Here is a 24,374-nt window from a genome sequence, read left to right as displayed (position 1 = left end):
ATGGCCAGCCTCGTATTGCTTTGCCAGAACCCGGCGCTGACTGACTGGCTGGCCGCGCTGTTCACCGAGCACGCCCCGCAGCTGAACGTGTTGCGCCCGGAAGATGCCGGCGCAAGGCACGCCGAAGTGGCCGTGTGCTGGTTCCCGCCCGAAGGTAGCCTTGGCCGCTTGCCGAACCTGCGCCTGGTGCACTCGATCGGCTCGGGCATCGATCACCTGGCGCAGGACAGCTCACGCGATGCGTCGCTGCCCGTGTGCCGGGTTGTCGACCCTGACCACACCCAGGGCATGAGCGAGTACGTGCATTGGGGCGTGCTGCACTTTCACCGGGGCTTCGACCGGGTGATCGCCGGCAATGCCAGCCAGCACTGGCAGCGCCCGGTGCAGCGCAAGGCGGGGGATTTCCGGGTCGGCGTGATGGGCCTGGGCGCGATTGGCGCACCGGTGGCGCAGCGGCTGGCGGCGGCGGGTTATGACGTGCGCGGCTGGGCCCGCACGCCGCGCCAGGTCGATGGCGTAGCCACCTTCGCAGGCCCGGCTTCACTGCAAGGCTTCCTCGCCGGGCTGGATGTGCTGGTCAACCTGCTGCCCCTCACCGCCAGCACGCATGGCGTACTGAACCATGCCGTATTCCGGCACATGGCAGAAGGCAGCGCGCTGATCAACTGTGGTCGTGGCCAGCACCTCAACCCGCACGACCTGCGCCAGGCGCTGGCCAGCGGGCAGTTGCGCGGCGCCTTGCTCGATGTGTTCGAACAGGAGCCGTTGCCTGCCGATTCGCCGCTGTGGCACACGCCCGGCGTGTGGGTGACACCGCACATGGCCTCGGCCGCGTCCGACCTGTGCATCGCCCGGCAAGTGGCCGACAACGTGTCGCGCCTGAGTGCCGGGCTGGGACTGAACAATCTGGTCGATCCCGAACTGGGTTATTGACCGCACGCGTTACCAAGAGGTGATTCATGAAAACGTTTTTCCATCCTGCTCAACGCCTGCACCACCCCCGCTCCTACCTGTCGCGTGGCCAGATGCGCCAACCGCAGGAAGTGCCGGCCCGCATCGACCCGCTACTGGCAGTAGTCGAAAAGCTCGGCTACCCGCTTTTCGAACCCGCCGACCACGGCCTGGCCCCGCTGGCGGCCGTGCATGGCCAGGCGTACCTGGACTACCTGGGCAGCGCCTACCAGCAGTGGCACGAAGTGCCGGAAGACTGGGGCGACGAGGTGATGTCGAACATTTACATCCGTGAAGGCAACCCCTTGCGCGGTATCCTCGGCAAGACGGCCCGCTACCTGGCCGATGGCAGCTGCCCGATCGGCGAGCACACCTGGCAGGCCGCCTACTGGTCGGCGCAGAGCGCGGTGGCCGCGGCACATGCGGTGATCGAAGGCGACCAGGCCGCTTATGCCCTGTGCCGGCCACCAGGGCACCATGCCCGCGCCGAAGCGGCAGGTGGGTTCTGCTTCCTTAACAACGCCGCAATCGCCGCCCAGGTGCTGCGTGGCAAGTTCGGCAAAGTCGCAGTGCTCGACACCGACATGCACCACGGCCAAGGCATCCAGGAAATCTTCTACGAACGGGACGATGTGTTGTACGTGTCGATTCATGGCGACCCGACCAACTTCTACCCGGTGGTCGCCGGGTTCGATGATGAGACCGGGGCTGGCGCAGGGGCTGGCTTCAACCTGAACCTGCCCATGGCCCATGGCGCCAGCGAAGCGGATTTCTTTGCCTGCATGGACAAGGCGGCAACGGCGCTGCGCGCCTTCGCCCCGGACGTGCTGGTGCTGTCGCTGGGCTTTGACATCTACGAAAACGACCCGCAGTCCAAGGTACACGTCAGCCATGAAGGGTTCCGCCTGCTGGGGCAGCGGATCAAGGCGCTGGGCCTACCTTGCGTGGTGGTCCAGGAGGGTGGCTACGACATTGCGACCCTGGATGAAAATGCCGCGCGCTTCTTTACCGGCATGACTGCCTGAGGCAAAACCCGATGTGCTCCGGGTTGCCTCGAGCAACCCGGCCTACCGAGCAATACAACAATAAAGAGCGCAACTTGCCGCACCCGCAAGTTAGCGATCAGGCCCCCGGCTGCCCGCCGCAGACGCAGGGGCAATAACAATAAATCTTCACGCTGCCGTTCTTGAATCTGGCAATAAGGAAGTCTTCATGTCGTTCAAAACTTTCACCTTGGGGATGGCAGGCGCGAGTGCCTGCCTGTTTGGCTCGATCGCCTGCGCGGCTGAATCGGACCATGGTTTTATTGAAGACAGTACCACCACGGTCGGCTTGCGAAACTTCTACTGGAACGCCGACAACCGCAACGGCAGCTACCTCAACCCGGCCGGCGAGCGGCAAAGTTATCGCCAGGAATGGGCGCAAGGTGTGCTGGCCAAGTTCAATTCCGGCTATACCCAAGGGCTGGTAGGGTTCGGCCTCGACTTGCATTACATGGGCGCAATAAAGCTCGACGGTGGCAAGGGCCGGGTTGGCGACGGTATCGGCAATGGCGGCATCGTCGCGCGCGACAACCAGGGCGATCCCAAGCATGAGTACTCCAAGGCCGGTGGCGCGGTAAAGGTGCGGGTTGGAAGCACCGAACTGGCTTATGGCGACCTGTTCCCGGATTCGCCAGTACTCAAGTACGGTGATATCCGCCTGCTGCCGCAAACGCTCCGAGGCTGGAACGTCACCGATCATACCTTCGCCGGGCTGGCCCTCAATGCAGGGCGCTTTACCTCCAGCAGCGACCGGGCAGCAACCAATCACGGCGGCAAGCTGGGTACCGCTTACGGTGGTCGCCAGGCCGACAGTGACTTTGTCAGTTATTACGGCGGTATCTACACCGGCCTCGACAATGTGAAGATCAAGCTGTTCGGGTCGGAACTTGACAATATCTGGAACCAGCAATTTGCATCGATCGAATACCGGGTGCCTTTGAAGGCGGGTGGCGTATTCAATACCGGCGCCAATTACTACCGCACGCGCGACACCGGCACCTCGCTGCTTGGCGACATACGCAACGATGCCTGGAGTGCCCGGGTGGGCTACGCACAGGGCGGGCACAAGTTCGAAGTTGCTTATACCCGCATCGACGGCGACCAGCCTTTCGACTATGTCTGGAACAGTTTCGACATCGAACTGGATGCGGCCTCACAAGGCAGCGACTTCAACAGCCCCAACGAAAGGGCCTGGAGCGCACGTTACGACCTGGACGCTGCCGTCTTTGGCGTCCCTGGGCTGAGCTTCACAGCGCGCTACATACGCGGTACCGATATCGATGGCCGCGATGCCGGGGGTGCCTATACACGGTTCGAGGCGGTGCGCGACGGGTCGCAATGGGAACGGGACCTGTGGGTGAAATACGTGGTGCAGTCAGGGCCTGCGAAAAACCTTTCCGTGCGGCTGCTGCATGCGTCGATGCGCACGGGCGGCGACTACGGCGCAATCGCCAATGACCTGGACCAGACCCGAATCATTCTGGACTACCCACTGGACCTGAACTTTCTGAAATAGCCCGGCAACCCTGCGCGGGGCTATCGGAGCAACGGTCTTGCACCATCACTCAGACTAACGCATCAACCTGTAGGAACAGCCTTGTGCTGCGAAGAGGCCGGTAAGGCTGAAGATTATCTTCGGCTGCAATGACCTCTTCGCAGCACAAGGCTGCTGCTACAGGGCTTGTGTTTGCCTTGAGAAAGGAGAACATCAATAAAATGCAGGCATAAAAAAAGAGGCCCTATGGCCTCTTCTTTCTTGATCCCAGCGACGCACTGAGGATCGAATTTGGAGCGGGAAACGAGACTCGAACTCGCGACCCCGACCTTGGCAAGGTCGTGCTCTACCAACTGAGCTATTCCCGCGTCGTGATGGGTGCCATTCTAGCGATTTCTAAAACAGCGTCAACCCCTTGATTCAAAAAAAGTTTATTTCTGCTCGGAGCCTTCGCGCAGGTGCGGCCAGGCGGCCAGCAGGTAGTGCACCATCGACCACAGCGTCAGCCCCGCCGCCACCAGCAGCAGCCCGTAGCCCAGAATGACCCAGAACGTTACCGCTGGCGGGTTGGCCAGCAGGATTACCAGCGCCAGCATCTGCGCCGCGGTCTTCCACTTGCCAAGGTTGGACACCGCCACGTGCGCCCGCGCACCCAGCTCGGCCATCCACTCGCGCAGGGCCGACACCACGATTTCGCGGCCAATGATGACCGCCGCCGGCAGGGTCAGCCAGAAGTTGGCGTGGGTCTGCACCAGCAGCACCAAAGCCACCGCCACCATCAGCTTGTCGGCCACCGGGTCCAGGAACGCACCGAACGGCGTGCTCTGCTGCAGGCGACGCGCCAGGTAGCCGTCCAGCCAGTCGGTGGCGGCGGCAACGGCAAACACGCTGCTGGCTGCCATGTAGCTCCAGTGATAGGGCATGTAGAACAGCAGAATGAAGCACGGAATGAGCAGGACGCGTAGAACGGTGAGCAGGTTTGGAATATTCATCGGTACGACTGGCTGCAAGTTGAGCCCGGCATTCTACTCGCTATGCAGGCTGGCATAAATCGACTCGGCAAGCTTTTTACTGATGCCGGGGGCTTTGGCGATTTCATCGACGCTGGCGCGGTTGAGCTCCTGCAGGCCGCCGAAATGTTTCAGCAGGTCGCGCCGGCGCTTGGGCCCTACCCCGGCTACATCCTCCAGGCTGGACACCCGGCGGGCCTTGCCGCGGCGAGCGCGGTGGCCGGTAATGGCGAAACGGTGGGCTTCGTCGCGGATCTGCTGGATCAGGTGCAGGGCCGGTGAATCACCTTTCAGCGTGAACTCGTGGTGCACGTCGTTCAGGTACAGGGTTTCAAAACCGGCCTTGCGGGTTACGCCCTTGGCTACACCGAGCAAGGTCAGGTCGGTGAAGCCCAGTTCCTGCATCACATCGCGAGCCATGTTCAGCTGCCCCTTGCCGCCGTCCACCAGCAACACGTCAGGCAGCTTGCCCTCACCGTCCTTGATGCGCCCGTAACGGCGGGTCAGGGCCTGGTGCATGGCGGCGTAGTCATCGCCGGCCGTGACGCCTTCGATGTTGAAGCGGCGATAGTCGGACTTGAGCGCGCCTTCGGGGCCGAATACCACGCAGCTGGCCACGGTGGCTTCGCCACTGGAATGGCTGATGTCGTAGCACTCCAGGCGCTGCGGCACTTCGTCCAGGCCTAGGACTTCGGCCAAGGCCTCAAAGCGTGCAGCCATGTGCTGGCGGTTTGCCAGGCGGGCATTCAGCGCCTGCTCGGCATTGGTCACTGCCAGCTGCTGCCAACGGGCGCGCGTGCCGCGTACCCGGTGGCTGATGGTCAGTTCACGGCCCCGCAGCGTGTGCAGTGCTTCGGTGATGGCGTCGAAGTCTTCGTGAACAACGTTGACGATCAGCTCGCCGGGCAGTTCGCGCTCTGCGTTGCCCAGGTAGTACTGGGAGAGGAATGCGGCCATGACCTCGGCCACCTCCTCCTCGATGCCCACCTGCGGGAAGAAGTTCTTGCTGCCCAGCACCCTGCCGCCGCGGACGCTGATCAGGTGCACGCAGGCACCACCCGGGTTCACGAAAGCGGCGATGACATCGACGTCGCCGCTGCCGCCCTCGATGTACTGCTGGTCCTGCACGCGGCGCAACAGGGCAATCTGGTCGCGCAGCTCGGCGGCTTTTTCGAAATTGAGGGCCATGGCGGCCTTCTCCATCTCGGCATTCAGCTCGTTGCCCAATTGCTGGCTACGGCCTTCAAGGAACATCACCGAATGGCGCACGTCGTCGGCGTATTCCTCGGCGGTGACCAGGTCGGTGCAGGGCCCTTTGCAGCGTTTGATCTGGTACTGCAGGCACGGCCGGGTGCGGTTGGCGTAGTAGCTGTCTTCGCACTGGCGCACCGAAAAGGCCTTTTGCAGCAGGCTGAGGCTTTCGCGGATGGCCCCGGCGCTGGGGTATGGGCCAAAGTAGCGGCCCTTGGCCTTCTTCGCCCCACGGTGAATGCCCAACCGCGGGAACTCGCCGTCTGACAGGAACACGTAGGGGTAGGATTTATCGTCGCGCAGCAGGATGTTGTACGGCGGCCGCCATTCCTTGATCAGGTTCTGCTCCAGCAGCAACGCCTCGGTTTCGTTGGCGGTGATGGTGGTTTCCACCTGGGCGATACGGGCTACCAGCGCGGCGGTTTTGGGCGCCAGGCCGGTTTTGCGAAAATAGCTGGCCAGGCGTTTTTTGAGGTTCTTGGCCTTGCCCACGTAAAGCAGCCGGGCTTCGGCGTCGAACATTCGGTAAACGCCCGGGCGACCACTGCAGGTCGCCAGGAATGCGCTGGCATCAAAAGCTTGGGACATGAGGTTTTACAGGCTTGCGTCGACCATACCGTGGCGAACGGCCAGCAAGGTCAGTTCGACGTCGCTGGTGACCGAGAGTTTTTCAAAGATCCGATAACGGTAAGTATTGACGGTCTTGGGCGAGAGGCACAACTTGTCAGAGATGATCTGCACTTTTTGGCAGCCGACAATCATCAGGGCAATCTGGATTTCCCGCTCCGACAATGTGTCGAACGGTGACCCCTGCGGCTGGAACGGTTTCAGCGCCAGCTGCTGGGCGATTTGCGGGCTGATGTAGCGCTGGCCGGCAAACGCCAGGCGGATGGCCTGGACCATTTCGTCAAGGCCTGCGCCTTTGGTCAGGTAACCGGCCGCACCGGCCTGCAACAGGCGCGTGGGGAACGGGTCTTCCTCGCACACGGTCACGGCCACTACTTTGATGTCCGGGTGGCTGCGCAGCAATTTGCGGGTGGCCTCCAGGCCGCCGATGCCGGGCATTTTCACGTCCATCAGCACCACGTCCGGTTTCAGCTCACGGGCCAGCTTGAGCGCGGACTCGCCCGAGTCCCCCTCACCCACCACCTGCAGGCCATCGATGTCGGCCAGCATGCGGGTGATACCGGTTCGTACCAGATCGTGATCGTCGACCACTAAGACCCTAATCAAGCACACACCTCGTCAACAGGGCGATTGGATCCCGCCACCTTAACAAAATTTTTCCAAACGGGTCTAACGCATTGCTTCTGTAAGAAACGCCTGACGCTCAACAGTGACAGGCCTCACTGTTTGCCTGGGTTTTCTATCGCTGCTCAAGCGGCCCAGCAGGTGCCAGATGGCCGCCTGGTCGTCGATGGGCAATTGCCGGAAGGCGCCCAGCAGCCCCGACTCATCCGTGCTCAGGCCCTCCAGCGGGGCCGGCGTGCGGATGCCGCTAAGCACGTACAGTGCATCCACCCCCCTGACCGCGAGGGCTGCCAGGTAATCGACCCGTGGCGTACGCTCGCCGCTTTCGTACTTGCCCTGGGCATTGGGCTCGACCCCACCGATATCGCCAAACACGCGCTGGGTCATGCCCAGGCGCTCACGCTCTTCCCGCAGCCGCGGACCAATCCCGTTCATTGTGGGCTTCTCCTTATCCCTGATCACGCTCATCCACTGCCGCCCCGTCTGCGGGCGACCGTGAGCGCCTGGGTTCACTATGCCGCTGCGCTTCGGTGGAGACAAGCCATCATTGCGCCACTAGCCGATCGTACGTTGCATGCGCACAAAGCACCCGTCCTCACCCATTTCGACAAAACCGTGGCGCTGGTACAACAGGCGCGCCGGGTTGCTGCGAAACACCATCAGCCTCAGCAACGGCAGGCGCCGCTGGCTGGCCCACAGCGCCAGCTCTTCCAATACCCAGCTGCCGACACCGCGCCCGCGGTGCTCGGGCAACAGGTGCAACTCGCGGATAAACAGCGCCTGGCGGTCCTGGCTGAGGCTGCAGAAACCCAACAGACTGTCGCCTTCCCTGACCAGCCACTGCTCGCGCCAACCCCAAGCCTGGTCGAAGGCGTCCTCGATCCAGAGCAGGTCAAATTCACGGTAATACGGCAGCATGGCGCGCCGCGTGAGGTCGCGGGCGAACGTACGGTGATTGTCGTTGGCGGGAATCAGTTGCAGGGGCATTACCATATCGCTCATTGGGCATAGCACACGGGTGAACTGCCAGGCCCATGCCGGTCCAGTTCGCTTTCCAGCCAATCGGCCAGCACTCGGGCATTGTTGTGCTCGGTGTCCTTGCCTGCATAAAGCAGGGTCAGAGGGCCCTTCCCGGCGAGGTCCAGCAGCGGATACCAATACTCGGGGTGAGCGGCGAGCTCTCGTTGGTAGCGCTGGGTAAAACCGGCAAAGTCGACTGCCCCTTGGTGAAACGCCTTGCGCAATTCATTGGAGGGTGCCACTTCGCGCAACCACTGCCCGTGCAGGTCTTCCTTGCGCAGGTTGCGCGGCCACAGGCGGTCGACCAGCACTCGCTGGCCATCGTCGCCCGTGACCGCATCGTAGACACGCTTGCAGCGGATCATGGGTTTCTCCTGCTTTTACCGTCCGTCTTGAGCCTAGATAATTCATTGATCGAGGTCACGGTCGGGTTACGAATTGTTTCTATGCTCAAGGCCTTCGGCAACTTGCCCAACGCCAACCGGAGCCATCATGGCAACCCCGTCACTGGCCAGCCAGCCGCACCTGGCCCAGCGCGACGCCCGCCCGCAGCTTGCCCACAAGCCTGGGCGCGCCACCCTCGTGTTGTTCTTCGGCCTGCTGCTGGCCGGCATCGCCTACACCGCCTGGAGCCTGAAGCAGGATGTAAACGCCAGCGGCACGGTGATCACCACAGTCACGCCGTTTCTGCTGTTGGGCATGGCACTGCTGATTGCCCTGGGCTTCGAATTCGTCAATGGCTTCCACGACACCGCAAACGCGGTGGCCACCGTGATCTACACCAACGCGCTGCCGGCACCGGTCGCAGTGGTGTGGTCCGGGCTGTGCAACTTCCTCGGCGTGCTGCTCTCCAGTGGCGCGGTGGCATTCGGCATCATCGCCCTGCTGCCGGTGGAACTGATTCTACAGGTGGGCTCCTCGGCCGGCTTTGCAATGGTTTTTGCCCTGCTGCTGGCGGCGATCATCTGGAACCTCGGTACCTGGTGGCTGGGGCTGCCGGCGTCATCCTCGCACACCCTGATCGGCTCGATCATCGGTGTGGGTGTGGCCAATGCCCTGATGCATGGGCGTGACGGCACCAGCGGCGTGGACTGGGCCCAGGCCAGCAAGGTGGGCTACGCCTTGCTGTTCTCCCCCCTGATCGGCTTTGCCTGCGGCGCCTTGTTGTTGCTCGCCCTTCGAGCCCTGGTGAAGCGTCAAGCGCTATACCAGGCGCCGCAAGGCCAGACACCGCCGCCATGGTGGATTCGTGGCGTACTGATCCTGACGTGCACCGGGGTGTCCTTCGCTCATGGTTCCAACGACGGCCAGAAAGGCATGGGCCTGATCATGTTGATTCTGGTCGGCACCCTGCCAATGGCGTATGCGTTGAACAAGACCATGCCCAATGAGCAGGCCCTGCAGTTTTCCGCAGTTGCCGAAGTAACCCGCCAGGCACTGGTGCGCAGCAATCCGCAAGCGCCTCCGGCCGACCCACGCCAGACGCTGACCGCATTCATTGGCGAACCCAAGGCCAGCCCGCAACTGGTACCGGCGCTGGCCGCGCTGACCGGGATGATCGGTGAAGAGGTCAAAGGCTACGGCTCGCTCAAGCGCATACCCGCCGAAGCCATGGCCAACGTACGCAATGACATGTACCTGACCAGCGAAGCCATTCGCCTGATCGAGAAAAACCGTTTGGTGGCATTCGACGCCGACACCCGCAGCCATGTCCAACTATTCAAGACCCAACTGGACGACGCCACCCGCTACATTCCCCTATGGGTCAAGGTGGCCGTGGCCATCGCGCTGGGGCTGGGGACCATGGTTGGCTGGCGGCGCATCGTGGTGACCGTGGGGGAGAAGATCGGCAAGACCCACCTGAGCTATGCCCAAGGCGCCTCGGCGGAGGTCGTTGCCATGTGCACCATTGGCGCAGCTGACATGTTCGGGTTGCCGGTTTCGACCACCCACGTGCTGAGCTCGGGGGTGGCGGGGACCATGGTGGCGAATGGGTCGGGGATTCAGAAGCGCACGCTGTTCAACTTGCTGATGGCCTGGGTGCTGACCCTGCCGGCGGCGATGCTGTTGGCTGGCAGCCTGTACTGGTTGCTGAGCCACATTCTCTAACCTGTACTACGCCCTCTGTAGGAGCGGCCTTGTGCCGCGAAAGGGCCGCAAAGCGGCCCCGGGATTTCAGCAAAATGCACAAAATGCCGGGGCCGCTTTGCGGCCCTTTCGCGGCACAAGGCCGCTCCTACAGGGACCGGTGTACGTGACTGGTTCGGCGTTATCAGCTCGGGATTTTCAGGCCGCGCTGCACCGCCGGCCGTTCGAGGAACGTCGCCAGCACCCGCTGCACTTCCTTGAACTGGTCAAAGCCCACCAACTCCCGGGCGTTGTAGCGTTCCACCAGGTTCCGCACCCAAGGGAAGATAGCAATGTCGGCGATGCTGTATTGGTCAGCCATCCACTCCCGACCTTTCAAGTGCCGATCCAGCACACCCAGCAGCCGCTTGGATTCGTTGACATAGCGGTCACGCGGGCGCTTGTCTTCATAGTCCTTGCCAGCAAAGAAATGGAAGAACCCGACCTGGCCGAACATCGGCCCTATGCCGCCCATCTGGAACATCAGCCACTGCAGGGTCTGGTAACGCTGAGCAGGCTCCTGGCTGAGCAGTTGCCCACTTTTCTCCGCCAGGTACTGCAAGATCGCCCCTGACTCAAACAGCGGCAACGGCTGCCCGCCCGGGCCGTCGGGGTCCAGGATGGCCGGTATCTTGTTGTTGGCGCTGAGCGAGATGAATTCAGGGCTCAGCTGGTCATCGTTGTCGAAGCTGACCTTGTGCGCCTCGTAGGCCAGGCCGATTTCTTCGAGCATGATCGACACCTTGACGCCGTTGGGCGTCGGCAGCGAATACAGCTGCAGGCGTTCGGGGTGTTTGGCGGGCCACTTGCGGGTAACAGGGAAAGCACTGAGATCGGTCATGATCAACCTTGCCTGGGGAATGGACCTGTCACTCTAGAGACATCCCCGGCCGCTGACCATCACCGACCACTCATCAGCCCGGGTCACTCAAGCCTGGCCGTGGGCCTTGAGCTTGAGCTTTTCGGTATCGACACGGACGAACACCGAGTCGGCGGTCACGGTCAGCACATCCTCGGCCCAGACTTCGCAAAGCACTCGGCACTTGCGCCCCACTTCCCCTTCCACTCGGGCCTTGAGCAAAAGCTCGACGCCCATCGGCGTGGGTTTCAGGTAGGTCAGGTTGAGTGTGCCGGTAACGCAGTCGATACGCGGCAGGCTACCCGGCTCGCGGCCTTCGTTGCGGTAGTGGTAGGCCATGGCCGTCCAGTTGGAATGGCAATCGACGAGCATCGCCAGCAGGCCACCGTAGACCAGGCCAGGCCAGCCGATAAAGGTGCTGTCGGGTGCATGGCGGCATACCAGGTGGATGCCATCGCTGTCCCAGTGACTTTGCAGGTGCAGGCCACTGGGGTGGGAACAACCGCAGCCGTAGCAGGTGCCTTCCGGCGCCGCGAGGGCCTGAAGGGAAAGTGGGTGGTCAGTCATACGCTTCCTGTGCTTGTTGGAATGGGGGCGCGCAACGCCCCCATTAAAGCAGATACATCAGGCCGTCTGGGCAACCACCTTGGCATGCCGCTGGGTCAGCGAAACCAGCAGGATGAACGCAGTCACCCCAGCGGTCATCAGCGTTTCATAGCGGTAGGCATCGCTGAACAGCATGTAGCCCAGCACCATGACGATGGTGCCGATCACCAACCAGGTCAGCCATGGGAACAGCCACATCTTCAGCTCCAGCGGGCGCCCTTCACGGTCGGCGCGGGCACGCATGCGCAGCTGCGACACGGCAATCACCAGGTACACCAGCAAGGCGATGGCGCCGGTGGTGGACAGCAAGAAGCCGAAGACCTTACCCGGGAACACATAGTTGACCAGGCACCCGGCAAACCCGGCCAGTGTCGAGAAGATGACCGCCACGGTCGGCACGCCCGAACCGGAGATACGCTTGGTCATGCTCAGTGCCTGGCCGCGGGCGCCCAGCGAATAGAGCATGCGTGACGCGGTGTACAAGCCCGAGTTCATGCAGCTGGTCACCGCCACCAGTACCACCAGGTCGACCAGCAGCTTGGCGCCCGGCACGTTCAGCACTTCCAGCACGCGCTGGAACGAACCGACCGCTTTCAGCGCGGGGTCGTTCCAGGCTACCAGCGACACCACCAAGAAGATCGACGCCAGGTAGAAGATGGCAATGCGGTACACCACCAGGTTGGTGGCACGGCGGATCTTGTCTTTCGGGTTGGCGGTTTCGTCAGCGGCAATGGTGACGATTTCGGCGCCGAAGAACGAGAAGATGGTGATCAGCACGCCACCGAGCACAGTGCCGAACCCGTTGGGCATGAAGCCGCCGTTTTCCCACAGCCGGCTGACCCCGGACACCTCGGCCAGCGGCCAGAAGCCGAATACCGCCAGGCTGCAGACCACGATGAAGGCAATGATCGCCACCACCTTGACCAGCGCGAACCAGTACTCGAAGGCGCCGAAGTTCTTCACGCTGATCAGGTTGGTACCCGACAGCACCAGCATGATGAGGAAGGCGAACAACCAGGACGGTACGCCTGGGAAGTAAGCATGCAGGATGTCGGCGCCGGCAATCGCCTCGACCGGAATGATCAGCACCCAGAACCACCAGTACAACCAGCCGATGGTAAAGCCTGCCCAAGGGCCGATGGCCTCGGAGGCATAGGTGGAGAACGAGCCGCTGTTAGGGTTGGCGATGGCCATTTCGCCCAGCATGCGCATCACCAGCAATACCAGCAGGCCGGTCATGGCGTAGGAAATGAGGATGGCCGGGCCGGCCGTGGCGATGGCGTTCGACGAGCCGATGAACAGGCCGGCGCCGATGATGCCGGCAATGGAGATCATGGAAACCTGACGGGAGGTCAGGCCGTGCTGCAGTGAACGCTGTTTCTTGTTGTCTTGCGAAGCCATGAAGAACCCTCGAATGGGTCGGCCGCTTTGAGGCGGCTGAAGGTCGGAGCAGAATTCTTGTAAATTTCTGATAGTCGTTTTTGTTGTTTTGCAGATGCCGGAAGCGGGTACAGACCTCCTCTTCACATGACCGGTTGTAATCGTTGATCCAGGTCAGTATTAATCTATAGGCCGGGGTCAACAAACGACCTTTTCGAACCACATGATTCCGCTTTGGAATGAACTCCTTCCTTTTTTGCTCGGTATTTGCCTGTCATGTCCAAACGCCTGATGCCTTCGACCACCGCCCTTCAGTGCTTCGAAGCGGCCGCCCGCCACCTCAGCTTCACCCGCGCGGCCCAGGAACTGCACCTGACCCAGAGCGCCGTCAGCAAGCAGGTCGCGCAGCTCGAAGACATGCTCTCGCACTCGCTGTTCCAGCGCATTCGCCGGCGCCTGCACCTGACCCCGGCCGGCGCGCTGTACCTCACCGAAGTGAACAAGATCCTCACCCAGATCGATATTTCCAGCCGCTACATCCTCAGCTACGGCGACGAAACAGAGGTGCTGCGCATCGCCACCCAGCCCACCTTTGGTGCGCGCTGGCTAGTGCCCAAACTCAAGGGTTTCGGCGACCGCTACCCACGTATCCACCTGGATGTGCGCAACGAACTGGAGCCATTCGACCTGGTGCAGGCCAAGGCCGACGTGGCCTTTTTCTTCGGCCAGGGCACTTGGCCTGGGGCAACCTGCATCGAGCTGTTCAGCGAAGAAGTGGTGCCGGTGTGCAGCCCGCAGTTGCTGGCCAACCACCCCTTTGAAAGCGCCCAGGCGCTGACCGAGCACCGCCTGTTGCAGTGCGTGTCGCGGCCGGAGGCCTGGCATGAATGGTTCCTGGGGTTGGGGCTGCACAGCCAGAACAGCTACCACGGGCCGCGTTTCGACACGTTCTACCTGTGCATTCGCGCAGCGATTGCCGGCTGCGGTATCGCCCTGATTCCGCGCTACCTGGTGGCCGAGGAGCTGAGCGAGGGCAAGCTGGTGGTGGCCCTGGACCACCCGGTGGCAAGCAATGGCCGGCACTTCATTGCCCATGCCGAGCATGCCGCCGAAGTGCCCAAGATCAGGGCCTTTGTGCAGTGGATTCGCGAGCGGGTGGCTGAGGGCGACTGATTTGACCTGTGCCGGCCAGTTCACGAATTCAGGGAATGACCGCAATCGAATAATTCGTTTGCGGAATAACCCCTCAACACGCTTGGATAATAAGAAACTTGAACAAAGGTCCCGCGTGCCCATGAACCAGGAAAGTATCAGCCAATCCATCGCCATCGTTCACCCGATCACACTTTCTCATGGCCGCAATGCCGAAGTCTGGGACACCGACGGCAAACGTTACATCGACTTTGTCGGCGGTATCGGCGTGCTCAACCTGGGCCACTGCAACCCCGCCGTGGTCGAAGCAATCCAGGCCCAGGCCACCCGCCTGACCCACTATGCCTTCAACGCCGCGCCCCATGGCCCGTACCTGGCGCTGATGGAACAGCTGAGCCAGTTCGTACCGGTCAGCTACCCGTTGGCCGGCATGCTCACCAACAGCGGTGCGGAAGCGGCAGAAAACGCCCTGAAGGTTGCCCGCGGTGCTACAGGCAAGCGCGCCATCATTGCCTTCGACGGCGGTTTCCATGGCCGCACCCTGGCCACCCTGAACCTCAACGGCAAGGTGGCCCCTTACAAGCAACGGGTGGGCGAGTTGCCTGGGCCGGTGTACCACCTGCCCTACCCTGGCGTGGATACCGGGGTTACCTGCGAGCAGGCACTCAAGGCCATGGAACGCCTGTTCAGCGTCGAACTGGCCGTGGAAGACGTGGCAGCATTCATCTTCGAGCCGGTGCAGGGCGAAGGCGGCTTCCTCGCCCTCGACCCCGCCTTCGCCCAAGCCTTGCGCCGCTTCTGCGACCAACACGGCATCCTGATCATCATCGACGAGATCCAGTCCGGCTTCGGCCGCACCGGCCAGCGCTTCGCCTTCCCGCGCTTAGGGCTCGAGCCCGACCTGCTGCTGCTGGCCAAAAGCATCGCCGGCGGCATGCCGCTGGGTGCGGTGGTCGGGCGCAAGGAACTGATGGCAGCACTGCCCAAGGGCGGCCTCGGTGGCACCTATTCGGGTAACCCGATTGCCTGTGCGGCGGCGCTGGCCAGCCTGGCGCAGATGACCGACGAGAACATCGCCACCTGGGGTGAGCGCCAGGAGCAGGCCATCGTCAGCCGCCACCAGCGCTGGAAGGCGTCGGGCCTGAGCCCGTACATCGGCCGCCTGACGGGCGTGGGCGCCATGCGCGGCATCGAATTCGTCAATGCCGACGGCAGCCCGGCGCCGGCGCAACTGGCCAAGGTAATGGAGTCGGCGCGGGCCAAGGGCTTGCTGCTGATGCCCAGCGGCAAGGCGCGGCACATCATCCGCCTGCTGGCCCCGTTGACCATCGAAGCCGAGGTGCTCGAGGAAGGGCTGGATATCCTCGAGCAGTGCCTGGTGGAGCTGAACTGAGGCTTACAGGCCCAGTTCTTCGGGGGTTAGCATGTCGGATTCGAAGGCGATCCAGCCGCCTTCGAGTTCGGCGTGGCCGTTGACGATCGGGCCGTAGTAGGTCAGGCCGTTCTCCAGGGTCACGCAGATGTGCGTGGCCGGCTTTTCAGGTGCCGCGAGCGTACCGACGAAATGCACCTTCTTCAAGGTTTCGGTCACCGCTTCCAGGCCCACGCGCATGCTGGGGTTTTCCGAAGCTTCGGTATCTCCGCCACGGTCTTCGGCGCTGATGGTCACGGTGGCGGTGTACGGGTACTTGGTGCTCAAGCGGGGTTACCTCAGTGGGTGTGTAGGCGTAAGGGCGCGTAGAGTACGGCAGGCGGTCTCCGTTGTCTCTACAGGTGATCTGAATGCCCCGATCTGTTAGGGTGCCCGCCGATGCACGCCACACCACACGAGGATCCCGAGTGAGCGCCGAAGAACCCCTGATCGCCGACCTGTTCGATGTCGACAAACGCCTGTCCCTCAAGCCCGTCGTGGACTTCAACAGCTACCTGCGCAACGCCTTCGGCGAAGGCCCGTGCCGTTGCCATCGCTGCACCGAAGGTGGCGACGAAAGCACCTACAGCCACGCCCACACCTTTACCTTCGACAGCCGCCAATGGCACCGCCGCTTCGCCAGCACCTCCGGCAGCGATGTTGCCCAGGTACTGAAAAAGGCATGGCTGTCGTACACCAAGGCCGACCTCAACCTGGTCGGCACACTGGACCTGGCCACCCTCAAGACCTTCACCGAAGCCGCCCTGCACTCGCGTCTGCTGGCGCTACTGACGGCCAGCGGCCTGGCCCGTGAAGTGGATGGCCAGTGGATGCTGCAAGCCCAGGCCGACTGACGGCCCGGCGGCAGGGCAGGATTCCACCGGTCTGCTAACGTGGTGGAATCCGCCCATTCGCAGGTAGTCCGCCATGGCCCGCACAACGCCCATCGAGCTGTACCGCAATATTGGCATCGTCGCCCACGTGGACGCCGGCAAGACCACCACTACCGAGCGGATCCTGTTCTACACCGGGGTCAACCACAAGATGGGCGAGGTGCACGATGGCGCGGCGACCATGGACTGGATGGCCCAGGAGCAGGAACGCGGCATCACCATCACCTCGGCGGCGACCACGGCGTTCTGGCAAGGCTCGACCAAGCAGTTTGAGCACAAGTACCGCTTCAACATCATCGACACCCCCGGCCACGTCGACTTCACCATCGAGGTGGAGCGCTCGTTGCGCGTGCTCGATGGCGCGGTGGTGGTGTTCAGCGGTGCTGACGGGGTAGAGCCACAGTCCGAGACGGTTTGGCGCCAGGCCAACAAATACCATGTGCCACGCCTGGCCTACATCAACAAGATGGACCGCCAGGGTGCCGACTTCCTGCGTGTGGTCAAGCAGATCGACAAACGCCTGGGGCACCACCCGGTACCGATCCAGCTGGCCATCGGCAGCGAGGAGAACTTCATCGGCCAGATCGACCTGGTGAAGATGAAAGCCATCTACTGGAACGACGCTGACCACGGCACCAGCTACCGTGAAGAAGATATACCCGCCGAACTGCAGACGCTTGCCGACGAATGGCGCGCGCACATGATAGAAGCAGCCGCCGAGGCTAATGACGAACTGCTCAACAAGTTTCTTGAAGGCGAAGAACTGAGCATCGAAGAGATCAAGGCCGGGTTGCGCAAACGCACCATCGCCAACGAAATCGTGCCGACCATCCTCGGGTCCTCTTTCAAGAACAAGGGCGTACCGCTGATGCTCGATGCGGTAATCGACTACCTGCCCGCCCCGTCGGAAATTCCCGCCATCCGCGGCACCGACCCGGACGATGAAGAAAAGCACCTGGAACGGCACGCCGACGACAAGGAGCCGTTCTCGGCCCTGGCTTTCAAGATTGCCACCGACCCGTTCGTCGGCACACTCACCTTTGCTCGCGTTTATTCCGGCGTGCTCAGCTCAGGCAACGCGGTACTCAACTCGGTCAAAGGCAAGAAGGAACGCATCGGCCGCATGGTGCAGATGCATGCCAACCAGCGTGCCGAAATCAAGGACGTGTGCGCCGGCGACATCGCCGCGCTGATCGGCATGAAGGACGTGACCACCGGCGACACCCTGTGCGACATGGACAAACCGATCATCCTCGAACGCATGGACTTCCCTGACCCGGTGATTTCCGTGGCCGTGGAGCCCAAGACCAAGGCCGACCAGGAAAAAATGGGCATCGCCCTGGGCAAGCTGGCCCAGGAAGACCCGTCATTCCGCGTGCGTACCGACGAAGAAACCGGCCAGACCATCATCTCGGGCATGGGCGAGTTGCACCTGGACATCATCGTCGACCGCATGCGCCGCGAGTTCAACGTCGAAGCCAACATCGGCAAGCCGCAGGTGGCCTACCGGGAAAAAATCCGCAACACCTGCGAAATCGAGGGGCGCTTTGTGCGCCAGTCGGGCGGCCGTGGCCAGTATGGCCATTGCTGGATCCGTTTCGCCCCTGGCGACGAAGGCAAGGAGGGCCTGGAGTTCATCAACGAGATTGTCGGCGGGGTGGTACCGCGCGAGTACATCCCGGCGATCCAGAAGGGTATCGAAGAGCAGATGAAGAACGGCGTGCTTGCCGGCTACCCGCTGATCAGCCTCAAGGCCGCCGTATTTGACGGTTCGTACCACGATGTCGACTCCAACGAAATGGCCTACAAGATCGCGGCTTCAATGGCCACCAAGCAGCTGTCGCAGAAAGGCGGCGCGGTGTTGCTGGAACCGGTGATGAAAGTGGAGGTGGTGACGCCGGAGGAATACCAGGGCGACATTCTGGGCGACCTCAGCCGGCGCCGCGGGATGATTCAGGACGGTGACGAAACACCGGCCGGCAAGGTAATCCGTGCCGAGGTGCCGTTGGGCGAGATGTTCGGCTACGCCACCTCGATGCGTTCGATGACCCAGGGCCGGGCCAGCTTCTCGATGGAGTTCACCCGCTATGCCGAGGCACCGGCGAGCATCGCCGATGGCATCGTCAAGAAGAACCGCGGGGAATGATTCATTCGCCTGTGCCGGCCTCTTCGCGGGCACGCCCGCTCCCACAGGGGATCGCACAATGCCCGGGCCTGCGGCGATCCTGTGGGAGCGGGCATGCCCGCGAAGAGGCCGGCACGGGTGACAACCAGGCTCAGTGCTGCTCACCTGCCCGCTTCAATAGCTTCTTGCACCGCTCTGACAAATGCACCACGCGCAAATGCTTGCCCGCCTTGGCATACCGCTCACGCAGGGTCTTGAGCGCCGCAACCGCCGAATAGTCGACAAAGCTCAAATGCTGGCAATCCAGCGTGACCTGGGTCGGGTCCTGGGCCGGGTCGAACTGGTTGAGGAATGACGCGGTCGAGGCAAAGAACAGCGTGCCATGCACCTGATAGCGCTTGCCGCCGTCGGCGTCCTCATGGCTGTCGGCGTACAGCTCCCGCGCATGCTGCCAGGCAAAGTTGAGCGCCGCGATGATGATGCCGAACAGCACCGCCATGGCCAGGTCGGTAAACACTGTCACAACGGTCACTGCAATGATTGCCAGCACATCGTTCACCGGCACCTTGTGCAGCACCCGCAGCGACGCCCAGGCAAAGGTCTGCTGGGCTACCACGAACATCACCCCGACCAGCGCCGCCAGCGGAATACGCTCGATCAGCGGCGACAGGAACAACACGAACAGCAAGATCATCACCCCGGCCACTACCCCGGACAGCCGGCCGCGACCATTGGAGCTGAGGTTGATCACCGTCTGGCCGATCATTGCGCAACCGCCCATGCCACCGCACAGGCCCGAGACCATGTTCGCCGCGCCCAGTGCCACGCACTCGCGGTCCGGGAAGCCACGGCTCTCGGTCACTTCATCGGTCAGGTTGAGGGTGAGCAAGGTTTCCAGCAGGCCAACCATGGCCATCAGCACCGCGTAGGGGGCGATGATCTGCAGGGTTTCCAGGTTCCAGGGCACATCCGGCAGTGCCAGCCCCGGCAGGCCACCGGCGATATGCGCCATGTCGCCCAAAGTGCGGGTGGGCAGGCCGAGCAGGTACACCAGCAGGCCAACGCCCAGGATCGCCACCAGCGCTGGCGGTACCGCACGTGTAAGTTTCGGCAGCACGTAGACCACGGCCATGGTCAGTGCCACCAGGCCGATCATAAGGTACAGCGGCGCGCCGCTGAGCCAGTGCTCACCCGCCTTGAAGTGCTCAAGCTGCGCCATGGCGATGACGATGGCCAAGCCATTGACGAAGCCGAGCATGACCGGGTACGGCACCAGCCGTACCAGCTTGCCCAGCCGTAGCAGGCCGAACAGGATCATCACCACGCCACCCAGCAGCACCGTGGCCAGCAGATACTGCGCGCCGTGCTGCACCACCAGCGCAACGATCACCACCGCCATCGAGCCGGCAGCGCCGGAAATCATCCCCGGTCGACCGCCAAACAGCGCCGTAAGGGTGCAGATGATGAAAGCGCCATACAGACCCATCAGCGGATTGAGGTGAGCCACAAGGGCAAAGGCGATGCACTCGGGCACAAGGGCGAACGAGGTGGTCAGGCCGGCGAGCAGGTCGGCGCGTAATCGGGCGGGCTTCATGGGCTTCCTGTGAGGCAGTCCGGGCGGACGTTACAAAAACGAGGGGCGCGATGTTACGGAATTTGTCTGACAGCGGCCACCGTTCAGCGCACCCGCTCCCGGCTCTGCACTGCCAGGTCCAGCGCGCGCTGCATGTCCAGGCGCGCCGAACGCCCCAGGTCGGGGTGGTTCAGGCGCCCACCACGCTCCGAAGGCAGGATCGGCGCCGTCAGGTCTTCGGCATCCATCGCCTCGAAATCCTGCTCGGTGCCCAGGGTCAGGGCACTGCGCCGCAACAGCATGCGGACCTGTTCCGGGGTGAGGGCCGGGTTGATCGACAGCATCGCTGCCACGGTGGCAGTCACCAGGGGTGTCGCGTACGAGGTGCCGCAATGCGCAGCCGCGGCCGCCGCCGGGCGTATGCAGGCAGCAGCACTGACATCCACGCGCATGTCGATGTTGGAACTGTGGCGCTTGCGCACATGGTCGGGGGCTTCGACCGCCGTCGCCTTGTCGCTGCGCTGGTGCCCGCCCACCACCAGCAGTTGTTCGGTAATGAACGACGACGGCAGGCGGTATTCATCGGTACCTGACCACGACGCACCGTTGCCCGCCGAATTCACCACCACCACGTCCGGGTGCTCTTTGCGCAGCCAGAGGAAGAACTCCTCAAGCAACTCCTCGTAGCCACTCATCGCCAGCCCGGAACGCACCAGCGAATCGACCTCATCACCGTTGACATCGCGTGCGCCGACCCTGTGGATGCCCCAGCTCCAGTTCAGCACCCGCACGCCATCCTCGACCAGGTTCACCGATGCAGCGATGTTGGCGGTGATACCTGCATCCGAGTTGCGCTCTACAATCACCTCGAAGCCAGGGCTGTGCTTGCCCAGCCCCGGTAAAAAACCCTCACCCTGCGCGGCGAGAATGCCTGCGACATGGCTGCCGTGGCTTGTCGGGCGATCACCGTCGCGAGCGAACAGGCACGTCTGACCCTGTTCGCAGCCGCCTCGGTATTGGCTGAACCCCGGGGCGTCAAAGTCCACTTCGCGCTCGATGACCCCGACCCGCACGGGCTGCACCGGCAAGCGCGAAGCGCCAATCCGTCGCTGGTAGAAATACAGCGCGTCCATGAAGCGGTTGGCGGCCCATTCGTCTGCCTGGTCAATGGCGCGGCTGTCGCGCCCACTGCCCTCTTCCCCACGCTCCGGGGCGGACTCCTCGACAATCACGGCATCCACGCTGACCTCACTGCCCATGCGCAGGATCATCGCGTCACGCTGCACCAGGTCGTCCACCGGCAAGCGCAGCTGGTAGACATTCAGCGGTGGTATGGCACCGACAACCTGGGCGCCGTATTTACCGGCAATGCGCCGGGCCTCGCCAAAGCCGTCGTGTTTTTCTTCGATCAACAGGCTGACCAGGTCGACATAGGTAGTCAGCCCATCCATGTTCTTCGCCACTTCATCAGGCCCTGCGGCAACAACATGACTGCGCTGGCGGGTCAGCCATATCGGGTTGCTGGTGCGGCCACCGTATTCCAGCCACAAGGGCGCGCTGCGCTGGGCTTGTTTCGCCAGGTTCAGGATAAGCCGGTCACCTTTGCGTTCGATATCGGCTGTTGGCAGTCGCACACCGCCCAGCCATACCTTGGGCACATCTGCACCGAGCCCCTCGGCACGCAGGCACCATTGCTGCCCGCCTTCGCCCAGCAGGTCGCCGCAACGCTGCAGTTGCTTGATGCGCAGCACATCAGCTGCTGCCTCTGCACCAAGGCTACAAAGCCACAACAGCAAGAACAGGCCACCCCTCATGCGATCACCCCATGCACTCCCTCTGAGTGCGACTGGCGGGACAACTCAAAGGTTCAGCTGCGGCCAGCAACTGCCTTGTCGCGGGCAAGCCATTCAGCCATGGAAGCATCCTCCAGCGCGTACTCGCCACGATTGGCCTTCCACACCAGCTCCTTGTCGCGCAGGGCATCGAGGGCCTTCTGTACGTTAGGCGTATTGGCGTTGACTTCTGCCTGGGCCTGCTCCAGCTTGCGTCTGATGTCGATCAAGGTCTGCTCTGTGAACGGCGAGAACGGATGTCGGCCTAGCGTGCGCTCGGCCATTACCTCAAGCACCGCCTGCTGCAACGGCGAAAGCTCGTTCCAGGCACTTTCGTAGTCACTCCAGACACCAGCCTGATGGTTGAGTGCCCCAGTGCGCAGCAGATCGCCCAAGTTGGCCGCTTCACCGAGGCCGACGCTGACTTCGGCCAACAGCTTGTTGAGCATTTCCGGGCGACGGCCCACCAGCTCGAAAGCGTACGCCAGGTCCTCTACCTTGAACTGATTGCTATCGGCCAGGCGCCGGTTCCACAAGCCCGTGATGAATTCGACATATTCACGCCCCAGTAATGGGAAGGGCGTGATGGTGGCACCAAAGAACGGCTGCTTGCTCTTAAGTACCAGGTTGGCCAGCTTGTCGCGGCTGGAGCCGGTGAACACCAGGCGCAAGCCATCCGGACGGTCGCCACGGTTGAGGTGGTCACGTGCAGCTTTCAGCGCGAACATCGCATTGAGGCCATCTTCGCTGTTAAGGGCGTGCTGAGCCTCGTCGATGATCAGCACTACCATCTGCCCTGACACTTGATGCAACACGGAAAGTGCCTGCGCCAAGGTAGTACCCGCAGGCAGTTGCGGGCGGGTGAAATCCCAGCTCAGGGTGCGCAGCAGGTTTATTTTTTCAATACCAGCCTTTTTCGCGGTCCTGGCCAGCGCACCTTCGAAACTGGCCAGCGCAGTGCCGATGGCGCCACTGATGAGCTGCGCCGGGGCCGCGTCGCGGTCCGACCACAGGTCCACGTAAACCGGTCGCCAGCCGCGCCGTACGCATTCCGGTATCAGGTCATTGTTGAGGAAGGTGCTCTTGCCCGTGCGCCGGGGCGCGGCCAGGAACATGCCAGCGCTGTAATCGATCAGCGACTCGCCTGCCAGGTCTTGGGCCAAAGCGTTGGCCAGTTGATCACGGCGCAGGAGCGGGCGAACAGGAGCCATGTCATTATCCTCAATTATCTTGCCTACTATAATTTATAGCCTACAAGATAAATCAGGATAATACGACCTTCTGAACAGCGCGGGCGTGATCCAGATCCGGCAGGAAGCCAGCAAATTTGCCATCATGTTGATTCCACCTGCGGAGATCATGGACATGCCGCTACGCCCCCTTTTCACTTTCCTGCTGCTGCTTGCCAGCCTCGCCGCCCAGGCCGCCACCGAAGTGGTGCCGCTGCAGCACCGCGCCAGCGCCGAACTACTGCCTGCCGCGCAGGCATTCATCGGCAACGACGGCACGGTCAGCGCTTTCGAGAACAAGCTGATCGTCAACGCCAGCCCCGAGCGCATCGGCGACCTGCGCGCCTTGCTGCAACAACTGGACACCGCTCCCAAGCGCCTGCTGATCAGTGTCGACAACAACGACAGCAACTTCCAGGACAACCGCGGCAACGCACGCGTCATCCACTACGGCACCAGCAACCGCGACGGCGGCATGCAGCAGGTGCAGGCCAGCGAAGGCCAGCCTGCGCTCATTCAGGTGGGCCAGAGCATCCCGATCACCAGCACCAGCACCGACGGCTACGGGCGCATCCAGAGCAACACCGAATACCGCAATGTGACCCAGGGTTTCTACGTCACGCCAAGCTTGAGTGGTGACACGGTTCGTCTGCAAATAAGCACCAATAATGACCGCATCAGTCAGGAACGTGCAGATGTAGTGAAAGTGCAAAGTACCGACACGACAATCACCGGCAAGCTCGGCGAATGGATCACCCTGGCCGGCTACAACCAGCAGAGCCAAGCCGACCGCAGCGCGTCAAGCCGCAGTTACAGCACCCAGCGCGGTGAAAACATGACTTTGCGGGTAAAAGTCGACCTTCTCGAGTGAACCCAGGCAACTCAAGGCCTCGACCAAAGGCCTAGAAACTGACCGCCAAGTCGCATTAGACCAAAGATGTAGTAAGCGAAAAAAACCACTACAAAACATTTGACAGGGTCTTTTTCCCAAGGGCATGATGGCCTCGCTCCCGCTAATCAGGGGCCCTGGCAAGGGCCTTCGAGGCGTGCTCCTCCCACCCCTGGAGGCGCCTCGTGTCTATACGGCCCACAAGGCGGTTCGACGGGATTGCGACTGCAACGAAGAAGTTGTCCCGAGGGACGGAAGCGCATCACCGCAGTACTGG

General features: G+C 62.4%; 22 protein-coding genes and 1 tRNA gene. 9 read left to right on the top strand and 14 right to left on the bottom strand.

Features of this window, described 5'->3' with window-relative positions:
- The 3 genes from SB756_RS01550 to SB756_RS01540 all read left to right on the top strand — a co-directional run bounded on the left by SB756_RS01550 (nucleotide 1) and on the right by SB756_RS01540 (nucleotide 3,510).
- Nucleotides 1-933 (top strand): 2-hydroxyacid dehydrogenase, encoded by a 933-nt coding sequence (locus SB756_RS01550; RefSeq protein ID WP_341796285.1) that lies wholly within the window; start codon nucleotides 1-3, stop codon nucleotides 931-933.
- A 26-nt stretch (nucleotides 934-959) separates the two neighbouring features.
- Nucleotides 960-1,976 (top strand): histone deacetylase family protein, encoded by a 1,017-nt coding sequence (locus SB756_RS01545; RefSeq protein ID WP_341796286.1) that lies wholly within the window; start codon nucleotides 960-962, stop codon nucleotides 1,974-1,976.
- A gap of 187 nt (nucleotides 1,977-2,163) precedes the next feature.
- Entirely contained in the window at nucleotides 2,164-3,510 is a 1,347-nt protein-coding gene (locus SB756_RS01540) for an OprD family porin (protein ID WP_341796287.1), read from the top strand.
- A gap of 271 nt (nucleotides 3,511-3,781) precedes the next feature.
- On the opposite strand, the gene SB756_RS01535 is transcribed toward SB756_RS01540, so the two are convergent.
- From SB756_RS01535 to SB756_RS01505, 7 genes are all read right to left on the bottom strand, one after another.
- Nucleotides 3,782-3,857 (bottom strand) — tRNA-Gly (locus SB756_RS01535).
- A gap of 63 nt (nucleotides 3,858-3,920) precedes the next feature.
- Entirely contained in the window at nucleotides 3,921-4,481 is a 561-nt protein-coding gene (gene pgsA / locus SB756_RS01530; protein ID WP_016498771.1) for a CDP-diacylglycerol--glycerol-3-phosphate 3-phosphatidyltransferase, read from the bottom strand.
- A 33-nt stretch (nucleotides 4,482-4,514) separates the two neighbouring features.
- Complete coding sequence (uvrC, locus tag SB756_RS01525) at nucleotides 4,515-6,338, bottom strand: excinuclease ABC subunit UvrC (protein ID WP_041167660.1); 1,824 nt, start codon at nucleotides 6,336-6,338, stop codon at nucleotides 4,515-4,517.
- 6 nt (nucleotides 6,339-6,344) lie between these two features.
- On the bottom strand, nucleotides 6,345-6,983 hold the full coding sequence (uvrY, locus tag SB756_RS01520) for a UvrY/SirA/GacA family response regulator transcription factor (RefSeq protein WP_023047491.1): 639 nt from the start codon (nucleotides 6,981-6,983) through the stop codon (nucleotides 6,345-6,347).
- Between the two features lie 63 nt (nucleotides 6,984-7,046).
- Nucleotides 7,047-7,436 carry a helix-turn-helix domain-containing protein gene (locus SB756_RS01515; RefSeq protein WP_049276675.1) on the bottom strand — a complete coding sequence of 130 codons (390 nt, stop codon included), beginning with the start codon at nucleotides 7,434-7,436 and terminating at the stop codon, nucleotides 7,047-7,049.
- Between the two features lie 120 nt (nucleotides 7,437-7,556).
- Complete coding sequence (locus SB756_RS01510) at nucleotides 7,557-7,988, bottom strand: GNAT family N-acetyltransferase (RefSeq protein ID WP_341796288.1); 432 nt, start codon at nucleotides 7,986-7,988, stop codon at nucleotides 7,557-7,559.
- An 11-nt stretch (nucleotides 7,989-7,999) separates the two neighbouring features.
- Complete coding sequence (locus SB756_RS01505) at nucleotides 8,000-8,386, bottom strand: DUF488 domain-containing protein (protein ID WP_341796289.1); 387 nt, start codon at nucleotides 8,384-8,386, stop codon at nucleotides 8,000-8,002.
- Between the two features lie 127 nt (nucleotides 8,387-8,513).
- Here SB756_RS01505 and SB756_RS01500 point away from each other — a divergent pair, with 127 nt between their 5' ends.
- Entirely contained in the window at nucleotides 8,514-10,130 is a 1,617-nt protein-coding gene (locus SB756_RS01500) for an inorganic phosphate transporter (RefSeq protein WP_341796290.1), read from the top strand.
- A gap of 163 nt (nucleotides 10,131-10,293) precedes the next feature.
- On the opposite strand, the gene SB756_RS01495 is transcribed toward SB756_RS01500, so the two are convergent.
- The 3 genes from SB756_RS01495 to SB756_RS01485 all read right to left on the bottom strand — a co-directional run bounded on the left by SB756_RS01495 (nucleotide 10,294) and on the right by SB756_RS01485 (nucleotide 13,014).
- Nucleotides 10,294-10,989, bottom strand: coding sequence for a glutathione S-transferase N-terminal domain-containing protein (locus SB756_RS01495; protein WP_341796291.1), 696 nt, complete (start codon nucleotides 10,987-10,989; stop codon nucleotides 10,294-10,296).
- Nucleotides 10,990-11,076: 87 nt separating this feature from the next.
- A complete protein-coding gene (locus SB756_RS01490; protein ID WP_341796292.1) occupies nucleotides 11,077-11,574 on the bottom strand; it encodes a PaaI family thioesterase in 498 nt (165 codons plus the stop codon).
- Nucleotides 11,575-11,631: 57 nt separating this feature from the next.
- Nucleotides 11,632-13,014, bottom strand: a complete 1,383-nt coding sequence (locus SB756_RS01485) for an amino acid permease (RefSeq protein WP_016498761.1) — start codon at nucleotides 13,012-13,014, stop codon at nucleotides 11,632-11,634.
- 255 nt (nucleotides 13,015-13,269) lie between these two features.
- Here SB756_RS01485 and gcvA point away from each other — a divergent pair, with 255 nt between their 5' ends.
- Nucleotides 13,270-14,166: a transcriptional regulator GcvA gene (gcvA, locus tag SB756_RS01480; RefSeq protein WP_341796293.1), complete on the top strand. Its 897-nt coding sequence runs from the start codon at nucleotides 13,270-13,272 to the stop codon at nucleotides 14,164-14,166.
- 121 nt (nucleotides 14,167-14,287) lie between these two features.
- The gene (locus SB756_RS01475; RefSeq protein WP_341796294.1) at nucleotides 14,288-15,538 is read left to right on the top strand and encodes an aspartate aminotransferase family protein; all 1,251 of its coding nucleotides are present in this window, start codon (nucleotides 14,288-14,290) and stop codon (nucleotides 15,536-15,538) included.
- Nucleotides 15,539-15,541: 3 nt separating this feature from the next.
- On the opposite strand, the gene SB756_RS01470 is transcribed toward SB756_RS01475, so the two are convergent.
- A complete protein-coding gene (locus tag SB756_RS01470) occupies nucleotides 15,542-15,844 on the bottom strand; it encodes a hypothetical protein (protein WP_266032199.1) in 303 nt (100 codons plus the stop codon).
- Nucleotides 15,845-15,984: 140 nt separating this feature from the next.
- Here SB756_RS01470 and SB756_RS01465 point away from each other — a divergent pair, with 140 nt between their 5' ends.
- A complete protein-coding gene (locus tag SB756_RS01465) occupies nucleotides 15,985-16,410 on the top strand; it encodes a hypothetical protein (protein ID WP_341796295.1) in 426 nt (141 codons plus the stop codon).
- Nucleotides 16,411-16,483: 73 nt separating this feature from the next.
- Nucleotides 16,484-18,595 (top strand): elongation factor G, encoded by a 2,112-nt coding sequence (gene fusA / locus SB756_RS01460; protein ID WP_341796296.1) that lies wholly within the window; start codon nucleotides 16,484-16,486, stop codon nucleotides 18,593-18,595.
- A 130-nt stretch (nucleotides 18,596-18,725) separates the two neighbouring features.
- Here the strand turns inward: fusA and SB756_RS01455 are convergent, their stop codons facing one another.
- The 3 genes from SB756_RS01455 to SB756_RS01445 all read right to left on the bottom strand — a co-directional run bounded on the left by SB756_RS01455 (nucleotide 18,726) and on the right by SB756_RS01445 (nucleotide 23,190).
- The gene (locus tag SB756_RS01455) at nucleotides 18,726-20,168 is read right to left on the bottom strand and encodes a SulP family inorganic anion transporter (protein WP_341796298.1); all 1,443 of its coding nucleotides are present in this window, start codon (nucleotides 20,166-20,168) and stop codon (nucleotides 18,726-18,728) included.
- A gap of 83 nt (nucleotides 20,169-20,251) precedes the next feature.
- On the bottom strand, nucleotides 20,252-21,961 hold the full coding sequence (locus SB756_RS01450; protein ID WP_341796299.1) for a S8/S53 family peptidase: 1,710 nt from the start codon (nucleotides 21,959-21,961) through the stop codon (nucleotides 20,252-20,254).
- Nucleotides 21,962-22,014: 53 nt separating this feature from the next.
- Complete coding sequence (locus SB756_RS01445) at nucleotides 22,015-23,190, bottom strand: hypothetical protein (RefSeq protein WP_341796300.1); 1,176 nt, start codon at nucleotides 23,188-23,190, stop codon at nucleotides 22,015-22,017.
- Between the two features lie 124 nt (nucleotides 23,191-23,314).
- Between SB756_RS01445 and SB756_RS01440 the strand changes: the two genes are divergently transcribed.
- A complete protein-coding gene (locus SB756_RS01440; RefSeq protein ID WP_410910027.1) occupies nucleotides 23,315-24,079 on the top strand; it encodes a secretin N-terminal domain-containing protein in 765 nt (254 codons plus the stop codon).
- The last annotated feature ends 295 nt before the right edge of the window (nucleotides 24,080-24,374 follow it).

Origin of the sequence: Pseudomonas sp. SIMBA_068, from assembly GCF_046534705.1 — a bacterium.
Lineage (GTDB): Bacteria > Pseudomonadota > Gammaproteobacteria > Pseudomonadales > Pseudomonadaceae > Aquipseudomonas > Aquipseudomonas putida.
Note: the sequence above shows the minus strand (reverse complement) of the source record. Positions and strands in the feature narration are given on the sequence as shown.